Below are 19,041 nucleotides of genomic sequence, written 5' to 3'. Positions count from 1 at the left end.
AATGGAAGAAAAAACACTTATTGTCATCAATGATGACGGAACTGAACAAGAAATGGATATTTTATTTACGTTTGATGATGATACATTCAACAAAAAATATGTTTTATATGTAAGTCCAGAAGATACAACAGGCGAAGTTTTCGTTTCAAGTTATGTTGAAGATGGAACATTAAATGCTGTTACAGATCCAAAAGAATGGGCTATGATTGAAGAAGTATTTAATGCATTTATTATCCAACACGATGAATCAAGTGAAGAAGGCGGATGTGCTTGCGGTCAAGATCACGAAGCGTCTGAAGATCATGAGTGCAGTTGTGGATGTGGCCATGACCACTCACACTAAGAAAATTCTTGGTGGCCTTTTGCTTGTGTGTGTGATGGCGGTTATAGGATTTATGCTTCTTTTCAATATCAACACACAAAGCATTTCAAAGGACAGTCAAACTGTTCTTTTTAATGTGAACGAAGGTGACACAATGTCTGCTGTGATTGATCGATTAGCCGATGAAGGCATTGTTCGATCCTCTTTTTTCACCAAAATTAAAGCGAAATTAGGAAATCATGATCAACTTTATGAAGGGCAGTTTAACCTCGATAAAAGTTGGGATGTGGAACGCATTCTTGAGTATCTTGAGCAACCTTCCTATGAGCATGATAAGACAGGTTCAGTAACCATCACATTGATTGAAGGAAGCTGGGCAAAAGATATCGCAAAGAAAATTTCACTGAAGACCAATACCAAAGCGGAACGGTTTTTAGAACTTTGGAATGATCCAAAATACATTGAATCATTAATGTCTCAATATGAAGTATTGTCACAAGACTTACTCAAAAATAAAGACGCGAAGGTGTTGTTAGAAGGGTATCTTTATCCTGATACCTATGAATTTAATGTAAACAATACCGAAGAAGAAATTACGGAACGTCTTATTTCAAATGGTAATGATAAGTATCAAAACTATAAAAATCGTATTGATGCTTCAGGTATGACACCTTATCAACTCTTGAGTCTTGCCTCGATTGTAGAGTATGAAGCACCAGGTTATGAAAATATGCAGGATGTTGCGGGTGTGTTTATCAATCGTTTAAAACAAGGAATGAAGCTTGAATCAAGTGTGACCATTTGTTATGCACTTTATGAGTTTGAAGATTGGGATGATTGTGAATCGATGACGAACAATCAAATTGATTCGCCTTATAACACATACCGTTATGAAGGGATTACTCCGGGACCTATTTTGAATCCTTCGGAGTCTGCCATTGAAGCGGTACTTAATTATTCCCATCATGATTATTTATTCTTTGTCGCAAACGTGAAAGCAGACAAAAACGATCCAGATTATGGAAAAATATATTATTCAAAAACATTTGAAGAACATGACCAACGTGTCAAAGAGATACTCAATTAAGTATTAGGAGGCTATAATGAGTCCAATTGTTATTGGGATTGCTGGTGGAAGTGCATCCGGTAAATCTAGTATTGCAAAGAAATTAAAAAAACACTTCGATGAGACACAAAAAGTAGTCATCATTAAAATGGATGACTATTACAAGGACCAAAGTCACTTACCTATGGAAGAACGTTTGGCTACCAATTATGATCATCCATTTGCATTTGATATGGATTTATTAGTTTCCGATATGGAGTCTTTAAAGTCAGGGGTATCAATTCAAAAACCTGTGTATGATTTTATGAATCATACACGCAGCCAGTATTCAGAAGAAATTCAATGTAATGATGTTATTGTATTAGAAGGTCTCATGACGTTAGATGATTCTCGTTTACGTAATTTACTCGACATCAAAGTTTTTGTGGATGCACCTGCAGATATTCGATTTATACGTCGTCTTGTACGTGATGTAAATAAGCGTGGACGTACGTTGGAACACGTTATTGAGCAATATATGTCAACGGTTCGTATTATGCACGAACAGTTCGTTGAACCCTCAAAACGCTATGCTGATATTATTATTCCCGAAGGGGCTCATAACACCGTTGCGATTGATTTACTTACAACTAAAATAAGTAGTATCATTGGTACGAGTGTGTTATAATTTTTATTCAAGGAGTGATGAACATGACAGAAAGAATTCCTGTAACACAGGCTGGTTTAGATGAATTAAATCGTGAGCTTCGCCAATTAATCGAAGTTGAACGTCCAGAAGTTATTGAAGATTTAAAAGCAGCACGCGCACAAGGTGACTTGTCTGAAAATGCTGATTACGATGCAGCTCGTGATCGTCAAGCACGTGTTGAAGCTCGAATCCGTGAAATTGAAGCAACTTTAACAAAAGTTGAAATTATTGATGGTGACAAAGCAAAAAAACACAAGACAGTTGGTCTGGGTGCTACTGTTACGATTTATGATATGGAAATGGAAATTGAAGAAACATTTTCAATCGTAGGTTCTGTTGAAGCAGATCCTGAAAATGGTAAACTTTCAAACGTTTCACCACTTGCACAAGCAATGAACGAAGCCAAAGAAGGCGACGTTGTTGAAGTTCAAGTTGATGAACCATATGAGGTTAAAGTTCTAAAAATTAACTAAGAAGCGTAAGCTTCTTTTTTTATGAATTACTTTGTAAATATCATAATTAACTAAGGGGTGGTTCATGAAATTTATTGTAATTATTGCATTAATCGTGTGTGTTGCGTCGTTTCAATTCATCATGAATATGAATGAATTGACGTTTCAAAAGAAGACATCGATACGGATTGATATCGATGATAAGTCCTATGATGTTGCTTTAGAAAGTAATGATACCATACTAAAAATTCTTGCACGGCTTGGTATTCAGGCCTCAAACATTAAAAACTTACCCAACATAACTTCTTTCTATGAAGGCCAACACCTTAAACTAGAAATGAAGAAAACAACATGTGTCTCACTTAATACGTCAAGTGAACAAGATTTAGTGCAAATAAAGGGAATTGGACCTCGCAAAGCTGAAGCAATTCTTCAATATCGGCTTCACCATCAAAAGTTTATGAGTATCGATGAACTCCTCAATATCAAGGGAATTGGACCTAAACTCTTGGAACGGATTAAAGATTTTGTATGCATTTAATCTACGGAATGTTACTTGGAACCTTGGTTGATGGAATTCTTTTAAAAATGTGTTTAGGTTGTGCTTGGACTGGTTTACTCTGTTTTCGCAAACATCCACATCGCTTTCTTTTTCCACTGCTTTTTCTGTTAATGACGCAAATTCATCAATATTCATTTCCGCTGGGAGTTGTTGTTGCGGTGGATGATACGGGTTTATGGCTCAACCGTTTTAATACCAAGCAGCGATTGTTGATGAACTATACAGGCGAGGTAGGTGATTTACTGTGGCTTCTTGGGAATGATGTGCACTCAGGAAATTACATTAAGGTTGTGAAATTACCCTTGATTGACTCTATTTATCAAACAATCCATCAATATCCCTACCTTGAATCGTACTTTTTCGAGCGTCGCGAATCCTACCTTGCTTTGATTTCATTTCAAATTCGATCCCTTTCAGAACTGCTCATCATTTTAAAAAAACGTTTTCAAATTTCAATAAGTACTCACGTAATTAATGCAGGTGTGACATTTTGGTATCAGTATCTTTTTGGAGTGAATGCATCAAATTTAAATTTTTTGTTGCGGCAAGTATTTTCACCACACGTAACAATAATAATTCTTATTTTTCTCTTGCCAAAACCGCTCCAAAATCCATCATTTCTTATTATTTATGGTCCACTACTTATATCAAACTTAACTTCTTTATGCCAACATGCACCGCGATGGTTTATACGTTTTGTCTTAGTTTTTTATTCGTGCAAACGCTTGGATTTGTTGAGTATTGTCATGGTTCGCGTTTTGAAACCCATTATGGGATTTATCTTTTTGATACTGTATGGATGCATTTTGCTTGGACTCCCTTTGCATTATTGTGACCGGTTCTTTGCGGTGATGAATACGGTAAATACTTGGATTGAGAAACGTTTTACAGTCTACGGAGCACCACCACTTATTTGTTTGCTTTTCCTCTTTAAAGTAAAGTCGAATACGAGTGCTTTGATGCGCATTTTGTGCATTGCTTTGATGACCCTCTATAATCCATGTTATACCATTACTTTTATTGATGTCGGTCAAGGGGACAGTATTTTAATCCGAACTCCATTTTCTTTGTATACAACACTCATCGATACGGGTCGTCCGCGAGCGTATCCTGAGGTTCGCCGCGTTCTTTCAGCGTATGGAATTCAAACAATCGATCAATTGATTATTACGCACGGCGACCAAGACCATAATGGGTCACAAAATCGCGTAATAAAAGACTATAAAGTCGTGAACATCATTGAAGAAAAAGGTGCACAACTCAAATTGCTCCATGAATTGTTGTACGATAAGGTTTATCGAACAAAAAATGACAACAGTTTAATTTTAGGTTTAAAAGTAAAACAGTATGCATTTTTATTTATGGGGGATGCATCAAAAGAACAAGAGCGCGAATTGCTCCGATTCTATCATTTTGATGACCCAATTTTTCTAATTAAATTGGGCCATCATGGATCCAGGACCGCAACTGACTCACGCTTTATACAGGATTTAAAACCTCAATTTGGTTTAATTAGTTCTGATCCTTCTCAATACGGACATCCACACAAAGAAGTCATTGACATATTAAAAACGAATGATGTTGAAGTGTTAGAAACGTCGAAGATGGGCACGATTGACTTTGTGTTTACGCCATTCTTTGATTACTTTGTTTCAAATCGTGGTCACTTTGGTATAATAGGGATGGTGATAAGATGATAGACGTAATCGTAGGAAAAGAACCTTCGTTGATTAAACGTAAGGTAGAGAGTATCATAAAAGAATATGAAAACCAGTATGGTGTTTTCGATGTATCACATTTTGACACACGTGATAAGGGTTTTTTATTTGATCATGTTTTGGAAAGTGCTTTAACGGTTTCACTTTTTGGCGATAAAAAGGCGGTTGTATTATCAACTCATGATGATTTGATAAAAGAAATGGAAACATCCTTAAGTGAATTAATGGCACAATCAATGTTTGATGTAAGTCTAATTGTTATTTTTGAGAAGAAACCGCTGGCAAAATCTGTGATGGGTAAAGCAATTGCGAAGCATGCTCGTGTCCATCAAATTAAGGATCCAGATGTGGGTCAGCTAAGTATATTGATGAAACAAGAAATTGAACGGCTTGAATTTAAAATGTCGAATGCTGCCATGGTTGAATTGCTTGAGCGAGTTGGTGACGATACGACACGTCTTTATCAAGAATTAAACAAATTAAGTTTGGTCGGACAGGATATTGAAAAAGAGCACGTTGTTAAGCTAATCTCTAAAAATATCGATGAGGATATTTTTGCGATTTCAAATGCGCTCTTAGATAAAAACATTGGGAAGGCTTTTTCTGTTTATCAAAATCTACTCGCGCAGAAAGTAGACCCTCTTGCTCTTTTAGGACTTATAGGAAGCAGTTTTCGTAAGATTTATCAAATCAGCGCCTTATACGAACAAGGGATTTCAAACAAGGGGATTGCTGATCGGTTGTCGCTCTCAGAAAAGCAAGTCTATTTTCTGGTGAAAAACCAGATGCGTCCGTCATTTGGTTTGTTGGAACTCTTAAATCAGCTTGCCCAAATCGATCAGGATGTGAAACAAGGAAAAATTGATCGATTTGTAGCATTTGAATTGTTTATGATTGAAGCAATAATATAAAAAAATAACCTTCGTATGAAGGTTATTTTAATGTGTTAAGTTTTAATGATAAATCGGATTTTTTACGGGCTACGTAGTTTTTGTGATGAATGTTGCTTGTAATCGATTTATCCAACAATGAATTGGTTTGATTGAATAGGCGTTCTGCCATTTCTTTGTCACCAGCTTCGATTGCGGAATTAAAACTACGAAGTGCTGTTTTCAAACTTGAACGTTGGCTCTTGTTTGCAGCTTCCGATTTACGATTTGTTTTTGTTCGTTTTGCATTACTTGCGATAATTGCCATAAATTGCCACCTCCCAGTATAGAAACATTGTAACACGTTTGAAGTTTGCTCAATGTGTAAGTTCAGTGATATAAATTTCACATTGGTTCAAATAATGTTTTTTGGAAATTAAGAATGAACGATGCACTTGTTTCGAGCACGTGTTATAATATGTGCTAGGATGTGATAATATGCGCGTTATGTTTATGGGAACAACACATTTTTCTTGTGTTGTGTTACAACAATTATTAGATGATGGTTATAATGTGGTTGCAGTGGTGACCCAACCAGATCGTCCTTTTGGACGTAAAAAGGTTTTAAAGGCACCCCCTGTTAAGGAATTAGCTTTAAAGCACGAAATTCCGGTGATTCAACCCATCAAAATTAAAGAATCAATTGAAGATGTTTTAAAATTTGAACCCGATTTAGTGGTTACATGTGCCTACGGACAGATTGTCCCTAAAGCCATTTTAGACTATCCAAAATTTCTTTGTTTGAATGTTCATGCTTCATTGCTCCCAAAATATCGTGGAGGGGCACCCATTCATTGGTCAATCATTCGTGGCGAAAAGGAAACAGGCGTTACGTTAATGCGAATGGATGTCGGTATGGATAGTGGGGATATGCTCGCATCTCGACGCGTATCAATTGATGATCATGACATGATGGGCGATGTCGAGTCAAAATTAATGGCGGCTTCCAAAATTCTAATTCAAGAGGATTTAAGAGCTTATCTTGAAGGCGATTTATCATTTGTACCACAAAATAAAGAACACGTCACACTCGCTTACACAATTCAACGCGAAGATGAGTTTGTTTCATTTAATAGATCTGTTTTTGATGTTTATAATCATATTCGAGGTCTAATTCCATGGCCGGTTGGATATGGTGTTGTGGAAGGGATGAATGTTAAGTTTCATGGGGTTACAATGTCCGAATCAAGTCATTCGTATGCACCTGGGGAAGTCATATCAGTAGATGAGAGTGGGCTTACCGTTGCTTGTGTTAATGGATCCGTTACAATTACTTTGATACAGCCAGCAGGAAAACCGATAACGTCTGCTCATGATTTCGCAAATGGACTGGGTCGAAATTGGAAGGGGAAACGATTTGAATGAGAGAAAATTATGAAGTAAAACGTACACAGACTTTAGTCATGATTGGTATTGTTACAGCGTTGATTACGACGGTAACACTCATCATTAAAATACCATCCGCAACCGGAGGATATCTTAATCTCAGTGACTTTGTTATTATGGTATCCCCAATTATGCTTCCGCTTGGAGGTGCGATCTTTGCGGCAGGTGTTGGGTGTGCTTTAGCCGACATTGCAGGTGGTTATGCTGTCTACGCTATTTTTTCTCTCTTTATCAAAGCGGGGGAAGTTATTATTATTAAGCTTTTAGAACGCTACCTTGATACACGTCAACGATGGATTCCCTTTTCACTGGCAGCACTTTGGATGATGACGATGTATGGGTTTGTTGCGGTTTTCTTAACCAAAAGCTGGCCATCCTTTTTTGTGGCCTTAAAAGGTGATTTGGTTCAAGGTATTTTCGCAGTCATATTGGCGACATTGTTTTATCCAAGATTACAAAAACTAATGAAATATTTAAGAGGTAACTAAATGAATCAAAAAAATATTCGAAATTTTTCTATTATCGCTCATATTGACCACGGAAAATCAACATTAGCGGATCGTATTTTAGAACAAACACATACGGTTGCACACCGTGATATGCAAGCGCAATTATTGGATCAGTTGGATCTTGAGCGCGAACGTGGGATTACAATTAAACTGAATGCTGTTCAACTTGCATATAAAGCAAATGATGGACAAGAGTATATCTTCCATTTAATCGATACTCCTGGTCACGTTGACTTTACTTATGAGGTGTCTCGCTCTCTTGCTGCATGTGAAGGCGCAATTCTTATTGTGGATGCGACACAAGGGATTCAAGCACAAACACTCGCAAATGCATATCTTGCAATTGAAAACGACTTGGAAATTATGGTTGTTATCAATAAAGTCGATTTACCTTCTGCAGATCCAGAACGTGTAAAACGTGAGATTGAGGACGTATTAGGTATTGATGCAAGTAATGCACCGTTAATCAGTGCGAAAACAGGTTTAAATATTGACCAAGTTTTGGAAGGCATTGTTTCGCAAATTCCAGCCCCTCAAGGGGATCTTGATGCACCTTTACAAGCCTTGGTTTTTGACTCGATTTATGACACCTATCGTGGTGTTATTGCATTTGTAAATATTAAACAAGGCCAAGTTAAAGTTGGCGACGAGATTAAATTTATGGCTTCTGGTGCAGTGTTTGAGGTGACTGAATTGGGTGTGCGGACACCCACTGAAATCAAAAAAGATAAACTCGTAACGGGGGAAGTAGGATGGATTAGTGCTAGCATCAAATCCATTAAAGAAATTGGCGTGGGGGATACAATAACCCTCGCGGATAATCCTGCCAAAGAAGCACTACCAGGATATCGTAAATTAAACCCAATGGTATATTGTGGGCTTTATCCAATTGATAGTAAACGTTATACAGATTTAAGAGAAGCTTTAGAGAAAATGCAATTGAATGATTCCTCCCTTGTTTTTGAGCCAGAAACATCACAAGCACTTGGGTTTGGATTCCGTTGTGGCTTCCTAGGCCTGCTTCATATGGATGTAATCCAAGAACGTTTGGAACGCGAATTTCAATTTGATTTAATCGCGACAGCACCTTCAGTTGAATTCCATGTTTACCTAACAAATGGAGAAATGTTAAAATTAGACAATCCATCAAGAATGCCAATTTCAAATGTGATTGATCATGTTGAAGAACCCTTTGTCGAGGCTCAAATTATGGTGCCATCTGACTATGTTGGTGCTGTAATGGAACTTTGTCAAAATAAACGTGGAATATATATGGATATGCAAACAATTGATGGTACCCGTATGAACATTGTTTATCATTTGCCACTTGTGGAAATTGTTTTTGATTTCTTCGATCGTCTTAAATCAACGACTCGAGGCTATGCATCTTTTGATTACGAGTTTATTGGCTATCAACAATCCAATCTTGTGAAGATGGATATTCTTCTCAATGGAGAAATTGTCGATGCACTATCAACCATTGTCCATCGCGACTTTGCGTTTAATCGTGGAAAAGCAATTACTGAAAAACTAAGAACACTTATTCCAAGACAACAGTTTGAAGTTCCAATTCAAGCGGCTATTAATCAGAAAGTTATTGCCCGCTCTACCATCAAAGCACTCCGTAAAAACGTTATTGCGAAATGTTATGGTGGTGATATTTCACGTAAGAAGAAACTCTTAGAGAAGCAAAAAGAAGGTAAGAAACGTATGAAGCAAGTTGGTTCAGTGGAAATACCTCAAGAAGCATTTATGTCTGTTCTGTCAATGGATGATGAATAGTCACGTTAATAAACGCATTCAAGCGATGCGAGAACACTTTGGTTGGGATAAAACAGATACCATCGAATTTATGACCGCATGTGTTGTGGAAGAAGCGCTTGAATTGCAAGAAAGTTTGAATGATGAAGCGAACTTTAAGAAAGAGATTGCGGATGTACTCATGTATACAATTTCCATATGTCTCGATCGTGACTACGATATCGAATTGTTGATTAACGATAAAATTGATGAGGTGATGAAACGTGAGTACTAAAGCACTTTATGTCCATATTCCATTTTGTGATCATATCTGTGGATATTGCGATTTTACGCGCTTTCATTACGCACGGCAAATTTCAGATCAGTTTATGATTCGTTTGATCCAACAAATTAATGGTTTACCCGGTAACCTAAAAACAATTTATGTTGGGGGTGGTACCCCAACTTCTCTTGAAGATGATCAATTAGAAGCGTTACTTAAAGCATTGAAACCGAAACTTGCAGATGATTATGAATGGACGTTTGAAGGCAATCCAGAAAATCTTACGGAAGAAAATGTTCAGATGCTTCACGATTACGGTGTGAACCGAATGAGTTTGGGTGTTCAAACAACACATGATGATCTCCTCGAAAAAATAGGCCGACACCATAAATTTTATGATGTTGAGGTAGGGGTTAAGTTATTGCGTAAAATTGGAATTGAAAACATCTCATTAGATTTGATGTATGGACTTCCTGGACAAACGCTTGAAAGTTTTGAAGCATCGATGCGCGATGTTATTGCACTGAAACCTGATCATGTATCCATTTATGCCTTAACTGTTGAACCCAATTCATTATTTGGAAGACGTGGCATTCAACCTGTTCCGATTGAACTTGAAACTGAAATGTTTCTTTCGTGCATTCAATTAATGGAGGATGCAGGATATGAACAGTATGAAATTTCAAATTTTGCACTTCCGGGATCGAGAAGTCAACATAACCAAGTTTATTGGCGTTATGAAGATTTTTATGCCCTTGGTCCGGGTTCGAGTTTGAAACATAATCATCAACGTAAGACTTGGACAACTAAACTTGGGATGTATCTCAAAGAAGATTCGTACCATGAAGTCATCGACCTCACGGTCGAAGACGAGATGTTTGAGTTTATGATGATGGGCTTGCGTCTTAAAGATGGTGTCGCCTTTTCGCGATTTGAAGAACGCTTTGGTATTCCTATGACACAGGTTTTCAACGATGCGATTGAAGAAGGTATTTCTCGTAAACTTCTATACCAAACAGAAGATGTGTTAAAAACGACATTTGAAGGATTTGTAATGTTGGATGATACGTTGCTTCCTTTCATGTCTATCTTAAATGATGAATAAAAAACCTGTATGGTTCCAAATTGATGGAATCATACAGGTTTTTTCTATAATGAAACTAAGATCAATACAGTAGCAACTGAAATCAGTACAAGACAGAGACTGAGTCCAATCCAAATAACAGTTAGAAATTTCAACTCAAGTGTATCAACACGTTTTGAAAAGTGCTTATAGATACCAAACAATAATGCATTTAAAGCGCAAACGAGAAGAATTATCAGCAAGCTTAGATTGAATGGACCAAACTGTGTTTGCTTTAGATAGATATAAATAAATGCAACCAATGATAAAACAGAGGCGATTAGCGGTATGAGTAAATCTCGGTTTATGCGTGATTTCATGATAATTGATTTATATAGTAATCGATAATGGCTTGTGTTCCCATTTCATCATATCCATGTTCGCTAAGTGTTTGGTAGATTTTACATACACTTTCTACAATAGGAAGATACAAATCATCTTTTTCATCCATCACTAACTTTAAGTCCTTGAGGAAGTGTTTAAGGTAAAATCCAGGTTCAAAATCCTTTGATATCATTTTTGGACCGTTATTTGCAGCTTGCCATGAAGCTGCTGAACCACCCGTAATGACATTAAGCATGGTTGTCATATCGATTTGATGATGGTGTGCATAATGCAACGCTTCGGCAGTGCCTGCTAGGGCTCCAGCAATGGCTGTTTGATTCGCTAATTTAGCATGTTGTCCATTACCATGCGTACCCATATAATTAATTGTTTTACCCATAACCTTCAAAAGAGGCAGTACGGACTCAAAATCGGCGTGATCGCCGCCCACCATAATTGAGAGGGTCGCATTGATTGCGCCTAAGTCTCCACCGGTCACAGGGGCATCAAGCATTCTATATCCATGTTTTTCTGCATCATCCGCCAAGGATTTCGCAAGTGATGGAGAAGATGTTGTCATATCTACCAAAAGACAACCTGGTTTCGCATGCTTCATGACCTCTTCGAAAACATCCTTTACATCATTTGGATACCCTACAATCGCAAAGACAACATCCGCATCTTGTACGACTGCTTCAATGGTTTGACATGCCGTGGCTGATGGTTCCATTGCTTTTGCTTTTGAGAATGTGCGATTATATGCTGAGACAGCATAACCTGCTTGTGCTAAATGTAACGCCATGGGTTTCCCCATAACACCTGTACCAATCCATGCAACTTTTTTCATATAAATATACCCTCCTTAAGTAAAATCAATTATACCATGACTGTGCTATAATAATTTAAAAAGGGGCAATTATGAAATATAAAACAATGTTTTTAGGTCTTGTGGCTGTGGTTGCTTTAGGGATTATGATTCAGGTTATGATTCCTGGAACAGATCTTCTGATTACAAAACCGAACACCTTTTCGCTTTCAAAACGACTTGAGACGCAAACTTTCATTTGAATTGTGTTTTGATTCGAAACGGTAGAGTTATCGAAAACAAAGTTTTGATGAATCAAAACCATCTACAGGTTGAAAATGAAGATGAAATACGACTTAAAACGATTCAGTTTGAGTTATTGAAGAATACGATGGTTTTATCGTTTGAGATGGCAAATAAACAGCTTGTATCCGTTGAAAAACAGATTGAGATGGTTTTGCCAGAGCATTCGTTTCAATTCACTGACGGTCTTGAAACCGTTGAATTTGGTGAAACATATCTACTGGCGTATGCTTCTTCTTCAATTTACACCAACACTGTGACATTAAGTGATCTTTATGCTCAAATCACAAACGATAAAAATACAGATGAATTTATAGTCTTTACGATTCAATTTCTATAGTGCCCTCAAACCAGTTTAAGTCCTCTCGCTTCAACAGTTGAAAACAAGGATGTTGTAGATACAATAAAATCAAGATGAATTCAATCGAGGCTGTTTGAGAGGTGAATTCTAAAGTTCGCTTTCCCTTTAATTTCACGGGATCATAAAGAAATTCACTTGCCTATTAAGCATGGGTATGTTATTATTTGTAGGCTTTATGACTGGGATATCCGTTTCCTCGACGATACTCTCGGTGATGAAGGTCTGAAAAATAGGAGGATACATACATGTTATCAAAATCAGAAAAACAAGCAATCATGACTCAATATGCACGTCATGAAGGCGATACAGGTTCAGCAGAAGTTCAAGTAGCTGTTCTTACAGCAGAAATTAACTTGCTTACAGAACATATGAAAGAACATAAAAAAGATTTCCACTCAAACCGTGGACTTCTAAAAAAAGTTGGACGTCGTCGTAATTTATTAACTTACCTACGTAACGAAGACATTAACCGTTACCGTGAATTAATCACAAGCCTAGGATTAAGAAAATAATAAAAAACATGAAAAGGAGCAGTTGCTCCTTTTTTGTTATATCAAATACGTATAGAATGTGTTAAAATTGAATAAGATATTGAGGTGAATCTATGAACAAGAGAGTATTTGAACTAGATTTTTGTGGAAAAAGTCTAAAAGTTGAAACGGGAGAATTAGCAAAACAGGCTGGTGGGTCTGTTTTAGTGCGTTATGAAGATACTGCAGTATTATCCGCTGCAACTGCAAGCAAGAAAGCGAAAGACATCGATTTCTTCCCACTTACAGTTACATATGAAGAAAAATTATATTCAGTTGGGAAGATTCCAGGTGGGTTTTTACGTCGTGAAGGACGTCCAAGTGAACATGCAACACTAACATCACGTTTAATTGATCGTACAATTCGTCCATTGTTTGCGGAAGGGTTCCGTAATGAAGTACAAGTTGTTAATACAGTTTTATCTGTTGATCAAGACAGTGCACCTGATATGGCAGCAATGTTTGGGGCATCTTTATCCTTGATGGTTTCGGATATTCCTTTTGAAGGACCGATTGCAGGGGTTACTGTTGGTTATATTGACGAAACGTTTGTTATAAATCCAACCCTTGAAGAGCAAGCAAAATCAAAAATGCATTTGATTGTTGCGGGTACAAAAGATGCAATCAATATGGTTGAAGCTGGCGCTGAGGAAGTTTCTGAAGAACTAATGCTTGAAGCGATGTTATTTGGTCATGAATGGATCAAACGTCTTTGTGCTTTCCAAATTGAAATCGCACAAGAAGTTGCGAAAGAAAAGATGGAAGTTACACTCTATGAAGTTCCAACAGAAATTGTTGATGAGGTTGAAGCGCTTGTAGGTAAAGATTTACGTGCAGCCGTTGCGATTCATGAAAAATTAAAACGTTATGGAACGATTGATGAACTTGAAGAAAAAGCGGTTTTACATTTTGAAGCGAAATCTTATGAGACGGAATCTGAAAAAAATAAAACGGTAAAATACGTTAAAGAAGTTACGCACGGAATGGTTGCGGATGAAGTTCGTCGCCTTATTTCGATTGAAAAAATTCGTCCTGATGGCCGTGGTGTTGATGAAGTACGTCCATTAAATGTTCAAATTGATTTATTAAGTCGTGTTCACGGTAGTGGACTCTTTACACGAGGTGAAACTCAAGTACTCTCTGTTTGTACCCTAGGTGCAATGGCAGATACTCAAATAATTGATGACTTATCGGATGTGGATTCTAAACGATTCTTACATCACTATAATTTCCCTCCTTACAGTGTTGGTGAAACAGGCCGTATGGGTGCGCCAGGGCGTCGTGAAATTGGCCATGGTGCTTTAGGTGAGCGTGCTCTATCCTATGTTATTCCTTCTGAAGAGGAATTCCCATATACAATTCGTTTAGTAGCGGAAGTTCTTGAGTCAAACGGTTCTTCTTCTCAAGCAAGTATCTGTGCGGGTTCATTAGCGTTGATGGCAGCAGGTGTTCCTGTTAAAGCGGCAGTGAGTGGAATTGCGATGGGTCTTGTTCAATATGGTGAAGATTACACCATCCTAACAGATATTCAAGGAATGGAAGATCACTTTGGAGATATGGACTTTAAAGTTGCTGGAACAAAACAAGGGATTACAGCACTTCAAATGGATATCAAAATTAAAGGTTTATCAGAAGATATTCTTCGTGAAGCATTAGCTCAAGCGAAAAAAGGTCGTGCAGAAATGATGGCTGCAATGGATGACGTGATTTCAGAACCTCGTACCTTTGTGGGTGAATATGCACCTAAAATTGCTCAAATGAACATTAAACCGGATAAAATTCGTGATGTTATTGGAGCAGGTGGTAAAATCATTAATCAAATCATTGAAGAATGTAATGATGTTAAAATTGATATTGAAGATGATGGTCGTGTTGTGATTTACCATACAGATCAAGCTTCAATTGACAAAGCAAAAGCGATGATTGAAAATATCGTACGTGTAGCAGAAGTTGGAGAAATCTATGATGCTAAGGTTGTGCGTATTGAAAAATTTGGAGCATTTGTAAATCTATTCCCGGGAACGGATGCACTCTTACACGTTTCAAAAATGGATCATAGTCGTGTTGAAAAACCAGAAGATATCGTTAAATTAGGGGATATCGTTAAAGTTAAGGTTATGGAAATTGATGAAAAGGGCCGTGTAAACGTATCCCGTAAAGCATTATTACCAAAACCGGAAGTCAAAAAAGAAGACGTTAAGCCTGCGGAATAATAGGCGAAAAAAACATCAACCGAAATCGTTGATGTTTTTTTTATTGTTATTTATCTTTAAAATAATCGCGTACAGCAGGGGCGACACGTGTTCCAAACAATTCAATAGCATGCAGAACATCTTCATGTTCCATTGACCCAATAGGGAGATGGAGCATGAATCGATTGAGTCCAAGGTCTTCAATCATCTTGATGAGTTTGGGTGTTACGTCTTCCGGACTTCCTACAAACATCGCACCACCCGGTCCTGTCGCAACGTCAAAATCTTCACGACGATAGGTTTGAACCCAATTCGAGCGATCTTTCGCAATTGCTTCAATCAATAATTTCGTGGGGTAGAAATAGTTATCTTTTGCTTCTTCCGATGTATCCGCTATAAATCCCCAAGAATGTGCTGCAACTTGAAGCTGGTCTTTCGGGTATCCCATTTGTTTCCCAATTGCGTGGTAAGCTTCGATCAGTGATTTAAAGCGTAAAGGGTTTCCACCGATTATCGCGTAGGTGATGGGTAAGCCTTGTCGCGCTATATTCACAGTTGACTCTACATTTCCCCCTGTTGCGACCCAAATAGGAAGGTTTTTTTGGACAGAACGGGGGTAAATACCTGTATGATCAAGGGATTGGGTATGGTGACCTTCCCAGGTAACGGTTTCGTTTTCGACGATGGTACGAAGCATCTGCAATTTTTCAGTAAAGAGGGCCTCATAGTTCTTTAAATCATAGCCAAACAGTGGGAATGATTCTGTAAATGAACCTCGTCCTACCATCATCTCGGCACGTCCGTTAGATAGCGCATCGATGGTTGCGTACTGTTGATACGCACGTACAGGATCAATTGAAGAGAGGACGGTAACGGCTGAACTTAAACGAATGTGATTCGTATTGACGGCTCCTGCAGCCAGAACAATCTCAGGGGCTGAAACTGCGAAATCAGAGCGATGATGTTCGCCAATGCCATAAATATCGAGTCCGACACGGTCGGCTAATTCAATTTCCTTAACAAGCTGACGGATGCGTTCATCGTGAGCAGGGGCAACGCCCGTATGTTCGAGGGGTGTTGTTTCTCCAAAAGTACTGATACCTAATTCTATTTTCATGTAGTTACTCCTTTTCTAAATAAGGATATACTTCTTTGAATAAATCAAGAAGTTCAGCGACATAGAGAATCTATGCGAATTCAATACGAATCATGAATATGTATGATCTAATTTGATTATATAATAAGTAAATTATTTTTTTCAATGACGATGCCTGCGGTGCCAAGATATAAAAAAAAGTATTGAATGTACAACTCAATACTTTTATGTTTCTATTGACTATTTTGGTAATCTTGATAGATTTTGAAAACTTCATCAAGGTCATGATGATTGGGTACAGGTACAAATTTTAATTCCTCTACGTCATAGCGTGGAATAACATGAACATGGTAATGAGGGACGGTTTGTCCACTTACTTCATTGGCGTTCGTCAAAATATTAACACCGGATGCGCCAAAGGTTTTCATAAGGTTTAACGCAAGCATTTGTGCCGTGCAATTAACCTTTGAGACGACCTCTGGTGTCGCGGTGAGTACAGATTCTGTCGCAACCTTTGGTACAACTAAGGTATGGCCTTTAGTCGCCTGTGATATGTCTAGAAATGCGATGACATCATCGTCCTCCCATATTATTTTTGCGGGGATTTCTCGGTTAATAATTTTTTCAAAAAGTGTCATAGTAGACCTCCTCTAGTGCTATTATAGCATAAAGAAAAGACGCTTATTTAGCGTCTTTGTCTTTTTGAATGTTTAAGTATTGTGGGAACTTTTCAGCTACCGCATCATAAACATCTTTGTCATAGATTTTAAATCCATTATCCACAAAGAGTTGCGCAAGATATTGATTAACGATATCTTTGGATCCTACAAATGCTTCAATGGTTTCATCTTGATATCGATTGGCATCGATTTCAATGATTTGAACAATATATTTACTGTCATCACTTGAATCACTGAGAACACCAGATAATGTAGGCTCAGTTGCATTTTTAAGTGCGTCCGCAACTTCTTGAGGATATTGCACTGATTTCAAGAGGTGTACTTTAGCACTTCCATCATATGAAGAACCCGTAACTTTGTAATCTTTTGCGACATCATCGAAGTTTTCTCCGCCCTTAATTTTCTCAAGAGCTTCGTCCGCTTTTTCTTGATTCTCTAATTGAAGAATGCGCGCTTTGCGGGGTGCGTTTTCTGTCGTTAATGCTTCAAAATCTGCAACCATTTTTTCTTTAAGAAGATGTGTCATTTTAAGCTCAGGATAAACAGTTTGTGCCATGAAAGCATCAACACTTTCATAACCGCTTTGTTTTAAACGTTCTTCAAGTTGATCACCAAAAACTTCTTTGATCTCTTCAAGACGTTTATCTGCTTCTGCTTTTACATCTGCATCCGCAACATTTTCAGTAATTTTATTTTGTGCCGACTTAACAACAGTCATTCCACCATCACTGAGTTTCATAACATCAAAAAGACGTTTTGATGTGATTTTTTCACTTCCGACAGAGAATATCTCTTCATCTGTGGAAATCATTGCACGTGCATCACTGCATCCCGCAAGCATCAGCAGTGCGAGGAGTGAAACTAGAAGTTTTTTCATTATTGATTACCTCCTAGACCCATAAATGCCATTAAATCTGCTTTGACAGAATCATCCGCAAACTTAATATCTAAGCCTTCTGCTTTTTCCCAGATTGCTTGATATTGGATTTTAGGATTATTTGTTGATATTGCTTTTAAGAAATCTTTATCGTATTTGATTTCTTCGAAAGAGTCTTGTTGAACTGTAATGCGATGACGACCGTATTGTGAAGTAACCCACCCAGTTGTTTCACCCTTCTTGATACTTGTAGCTCCTTCAATAAATTCAGGAACTAAACTTGATGTTTTATCCATATATCCGAGTAAACCGCCATTTTGGGCTGTTCCATCATCGGAAAATTCCATAGCAACATCACTAAAAGATTTACCCTCTTTTAAAGCTGCATCAATTTTCTCCATTTTTGCTGTTTCTTCAGCAGTAGGATTTTTTGAATCGTCCATCTTGACAAGGATGTGACTTACAACACGAGGTTGATTTTCTTCGATAAATGCTTTCACATATTGATCGTAATTTGCTTCAAGGTAATCACCTAAAATAACATCAAGTTTATTTGAGTTTTCATAAAACTTGTTCATTTCATCAACACCTTTATAACCTAATGAAACAAGGGCTTTATCCAATTGTTCTAACCCTGCTGCACCATTTTGTGCAGAAACATTAGTTTTAACTGTTTCAGCTTCTTCTTTAGATTTCTTAACGATATCTTCAGTTGTTTCCATTGAATCAAGAACAGCGCGTTCGAATAATTTATAAATCTCTGCGGTTCCTTTCGATTCTAAGAGTTCATTATAATATGCATCTGCAGTATAATCACTCCCAGCAACCTCATATATTACATCTTTACCGTCTACTTTTTTACCGCTCAAAACAGCGTTCATCTGTTCCTTAGTAAAATACCCGATACCGACAATCAGTACCAAACCTATAACGACGACAAACCAATATTTTTTTAAATTGTCAATCATTACAATCCTCCTTTTGTCTCATTAATTATAGGTTATTTGAGGGGTCAATGCAACACGTTACGAATACGTTTCGTGAGCGATGGTCGCCTTATTCGGATTAATCTTGTGCTATAATATAAGAATTAAG

At 37.6% G+C, this 19,041-nt stretch carries 23 protein-coding genes; 16 read left to right on the top strand and 7 right to left on the bottom strand.

Going from position 1 to position 19,041, the window contains the following annotated elements; all coding sequences use genetic code 11:
• Position 1 precedes the first annotated feature (1 nt).
• The 7 genes from EPJ89_RS01565 to holA all read left to right on the top strand — a co-directional run bounded on the left by EPJ89_RS01565 (position 2) and on the right by holA (position 5,719).
• Positions 2-343, top strand: a complete 342-nt coding sequence (locus EPJ89_RS01565; RefSeq protein WP_125164741.1) for a DUF1292 domain-containing protein — start codon at positions 2-4, stop codon at positions 341-343.
• Positions 252-1,409, top strand: coding sequence for an endolytic transglycosylase MltG (mltG, locus tag EPJ89_RS01560; RefSeq protein ID WP_345944259.1), 1,158 nt, complete (start codon positions 252-254; stop codon positions 1,407-1,409). The genes EPJ89_RS01565 and mltG overlap by 92 nt, the downstream gene beginning before the upstream one ends.
• Positions 1,410-1,425: 16 nt before the next feature.
• Entirely contained in the window at positions 1,426-2,055 is a 630-nt protein-coding gene (gene udk, locus EPJ89_RS01555; RefSeq protein WP_161636673.1) for a uridine kinase, read from the top strand.
• A gap of 23 nt (positions 2,056-2,078) precedes the next feature.
• Positions 2,079-2,549 carry a transcription elongation factor GreA gene (gene greA / locus EPJ89_RS01550; RefSeq protein ID WP_003773073.1) on the top strand — a complete coding sequence of 157 codons (471 nt, stop codon included), beginning with the start codon at positions 2,079-2,081 and terminating at the stop codon, positions 2,547-2,549.
• Positions 2,550-2,613: 64 nt separating this feature from the next.
• Entirely contained in the window at positions 2,614-3,069 is a 456-nt protein-coding gene (locus EPJ89_RS01545; RefSeq protein ID WP_244660776.1) for a ComEA family DNA-binding protein, read from the top strand.
• The gene (locus tag EPJ89_RS01540; RefSeq protein WP_200542750.1) at positions 3,060-4,787 is read left to right on the top strand and encodes a ComEC/Rec2 family competence protein; all 1,728 of its coding nucleotides are present in this window, start codon (positions 3,060-3,062) and stop codon (positions 4,785-4,787) included. Before EPJ89_RS01545 ends, EPJ89_RS01540 begins: the two co-directional genes overlap by 10 nt.
• The gene (gene holA / locus EPJ89_RS01535) at positions 4,784-5,719 is read left to right on the top strand and encodes a DNA polymerase III subunit delta (RefSeq protein WP_125164738.1); all 936 of its coding nucleotides are present in this window, start codon (positions 4,784-4,786) and stop codon (positions 5,717-5,719) included. Before EPJ89_RS01540 ends, holA begins: the two co-directional genes overlap by 4 nt.
• A gap of 22 nt (positions 5,720-5,741) precedes the next feature.
• Here the strand turns inward: holA and rpsT are convergent, their stop codons facing one another.
• Positions 5,742-6,005, bottom strand: coding sequence for a 30S ribosomal protein S20 (rpsT, locus tag EPJ89_RS01530; RefSeq protein ID WP_125164737.1), 264 nt, complete (start codon positions 6,003-6,005; stop codon positions 5,742-5,744).
• 170 nt (positions 6,006-6,175) lie between these two features.
• Between rpsT and fmt the strand changes: the two genes are divergently transcribed.
• Genes fmt through hemW form a run of 5 tightly spaced genes read left to right on the top strand, consistent with a single transcriptional unit; the run spans position 6,176 to position 10,760 of the window.
• On the top strand, positions 6,176-7,102 hold the full coding sequence (gene fmt / locus EPJ89_RS01525; protein ID WP_161636671.1) for a methionyl-tRNA formyltransferase: 927 nt from the start codon (positions 6,176-6,178) through the stop codon (positions 7,100-7,102).
• A complete protein-coding gene (locus tag EPJ89_RS01520; protein WP_125164736.1) occupies positions 7,099-7,611 on the top strand; it encodes an ECF transporter S component in 513 nt (170 codons plus the stop codon). The genes fmt and EPJ89_RS01520 overlap by 4 nt, the downstream gene beginning before the upstream one ends.
• Positions 7,612-9,414: a translation elongation factor 4 gene (lepA, locus tag EPJ89_RS01515; RefSeq protein WP_125164735.1), complete on the top strand. Its 1,803-nt coding sequence runs from the start codon at positions 7,612-7,614 to the stop codon at positions 9,412-9,414. It begins immediately after the preceding gene.
• Positions 9,407-9,667, top strand: coding sequence for a MazG nucleotide pyrophosphohydrolase domain-containing protein (locus EPJ89_RS01510; protein WP_237558269.1), 261 nt, complete (start codon positions 9,407-9,409; stop codon positions 9,665-9,667). The genes lepA and EPJ89_RS01510 overlap by 8 nt, the downstream gene beginning before the upstream one ends.
• The gene (gene hemW, locus EPJ89_RS01505) at positions 9,657-10,760 is read left to right on the top strand and encodes a radical SAM family heme chaperone HemW (protein WP_161636669.1); all 1,104 of its coding nucleotides are present in this window, start codon (positions 9,657-9,659) and stop codon (positions 10,758-10,760) included. The genes EPJ89_RS01510 and hemW overlap by 11 nt, the downstream gene beginning before the upstream one ends.
• Before the next feature lie 44 nt (positions 10,761-10,804).
• On the opposite strand, the gene EPJ89_RS01500 is transcribed toward hemW, so the two are convergent.
• Positions 10,805-11,098: a hypothetical protein gene (locus EPJ89_RS01500; RefSeq protein ID WP_161636668.1), complete on the bottom strand. Its 294-nt coding sequence runs from the start codon at positions 11,096-11,098 to the stop codon at positions 10,805-10,807.
• Complete coding sequence (locus tag EPJ89_RS01495; RefSeq protein WP_161636667.1) at positions 11,095-11,949, bottom strand: NAD(P)-dependent oxidoreductase; 855 nt, start codon at positions 11,947-11,949, stop codon at positions 11,095-11,097. Before EPJ89_RS01495 ends, EPJ89_RS01500 begins: the two co-directional genes overlap by 4 nt.
• A 71-nt stretch (positions 11,950-12,020) precedes the next feature.
• Here EPJ89_RS01495 and EPJ89_RS01490 point away from each other — a divergent pair, with 71 nt between their 5' ends.
• The 4 genes from EPJ89_RS01490 (at position 12,021) to pnp (ending at position 15,314) form a co-directional block, all read left to right on the top strand.
• Positions 12,021-12,170 (top strand): hypothetical protein, encoded by a 150-nt coding sequence (locus EPJ89_RS01490; RefSeq protein WP_161636666.1) that lies wholly within the window; start codon positions 12,021-12,023, stop codon positions 12,168-12,170.
• 47 nt (positions 12,171-12,217) lie between these two features.
• Positions 12,218-12,550 carry a hypothetical protein gene (locus tag EPJ89_RS01485; protein ID WP_161636665.1) on the top strand — a complete coding sequence of 111 codons (333 nt, stop codon included), beginning with the start codon at positions 12,218-12,220 and terminating at the stop codon, positions 12,548-12,550.
• A 266-nt stretch (positions 12,551-12,816) separates the two neighbouring features.
• Positions 12,817-13,083, top strand: coding sequence for a 30S ribosomal protein S15 (rpsO, locus tag EPJ89_RS01480; RefSeq protein WP_003773100.1), 267 nt, complete (start codon positions 12,817-12,819; stop codon positions 13,081-13,083).
• Between the two features lie 92 nt (positions 13,084-13,175).
• Positions 13,176-15,314 (top strand): polyribonucleotide nucleotidyltransferase, encoded by a 2,139-nt coding sequence (pnp, locus tag EPJ89_RS01475; RefSeq protein ID WP_200542694.1) that lies wholly within the window; start codon positions 13,176-13,178, stop codon positions 15,312-15,314.
• A gap of 46 nt (positions 15,315-15,360) precedes the next feature.
• Here the strand turns inward: pnp and EPJ89_RS01470 are convergent, their stop codons facing one another.
• The 4 genes from EPJ89_RS01470 to EPJ89_RS01455 form a co-directional block, all read right to left on the bottom strand.
• On the bottom strand, positions 15,361-16,410 hold the full coding sequence (locus tag EPJ89_RS01470; RefSeq protein WP_161636663.1) for an LLM class flavin-dependent oxidoreductase: 1,050 nt from the start codon (positions 16,408-16,410) through the stop codon (positions 15,361-15,363).
• Between the two features lie 212 nt (positions 16,411-16,622).
• Positions 16,623-17,027, bottom strand: coding sequence for an HIT family protein (locus tag EPJ89_RS01465; RefSeq protein WP_161636662.1), 405 nt, complete (start codon positions 17,025-17,027; stop codon positions 16,623-16,625).
• 43 nt (positions 17,028-17,070) lie between these two features.
• The gene (locus EPJ89_RS01460) at positions 17,071-17,946 is read right to left on the bottom strand and encodes a foldase protein PrsA (RefSeq protein WP_161636661.1); all 876 of its coding nucleotides are present in this window, start codon (positions 17,944-17,946) and stop codon (positions 17,071-17,073) included.
• Positions 17,946-18,914 carry a peptidylprolyl isomerase gene (locus EPJ89_RS01455; RefSeq protein ID WP_125164726.1) on the bottom strand — a complete coding sequence of 323 codons (969 nt, stop codon included), beginning with the start codon at positions 18,912-18,914 and terminating at the stop codon, positions 17,946-17,948. The genes EPJ89_RS01460 and EPJ89_RS01455 overlap by 1 nt, the downstream gene beginning before the upstream one ends.
• Positions 18,915-19,041 lie beyond the last annotated feature (127 nt).

The sequence above is a fragment of the Erysipelothrix sp. strain 2 (EsS2-6-Brazil) genome, assembly GCF_016617625.1.
GTDB lineage: Bacteria > Bacillota_I > Bacilli_A > Erysipelotrichales > Erysipelotrichaceae > Erysipelothrix > Erysipelothrix piscisicarius.
Note: the sequence above shows the minus strand (reverse complement) of the source record. Positions and strands in the feature narration are given on the sequence as shown.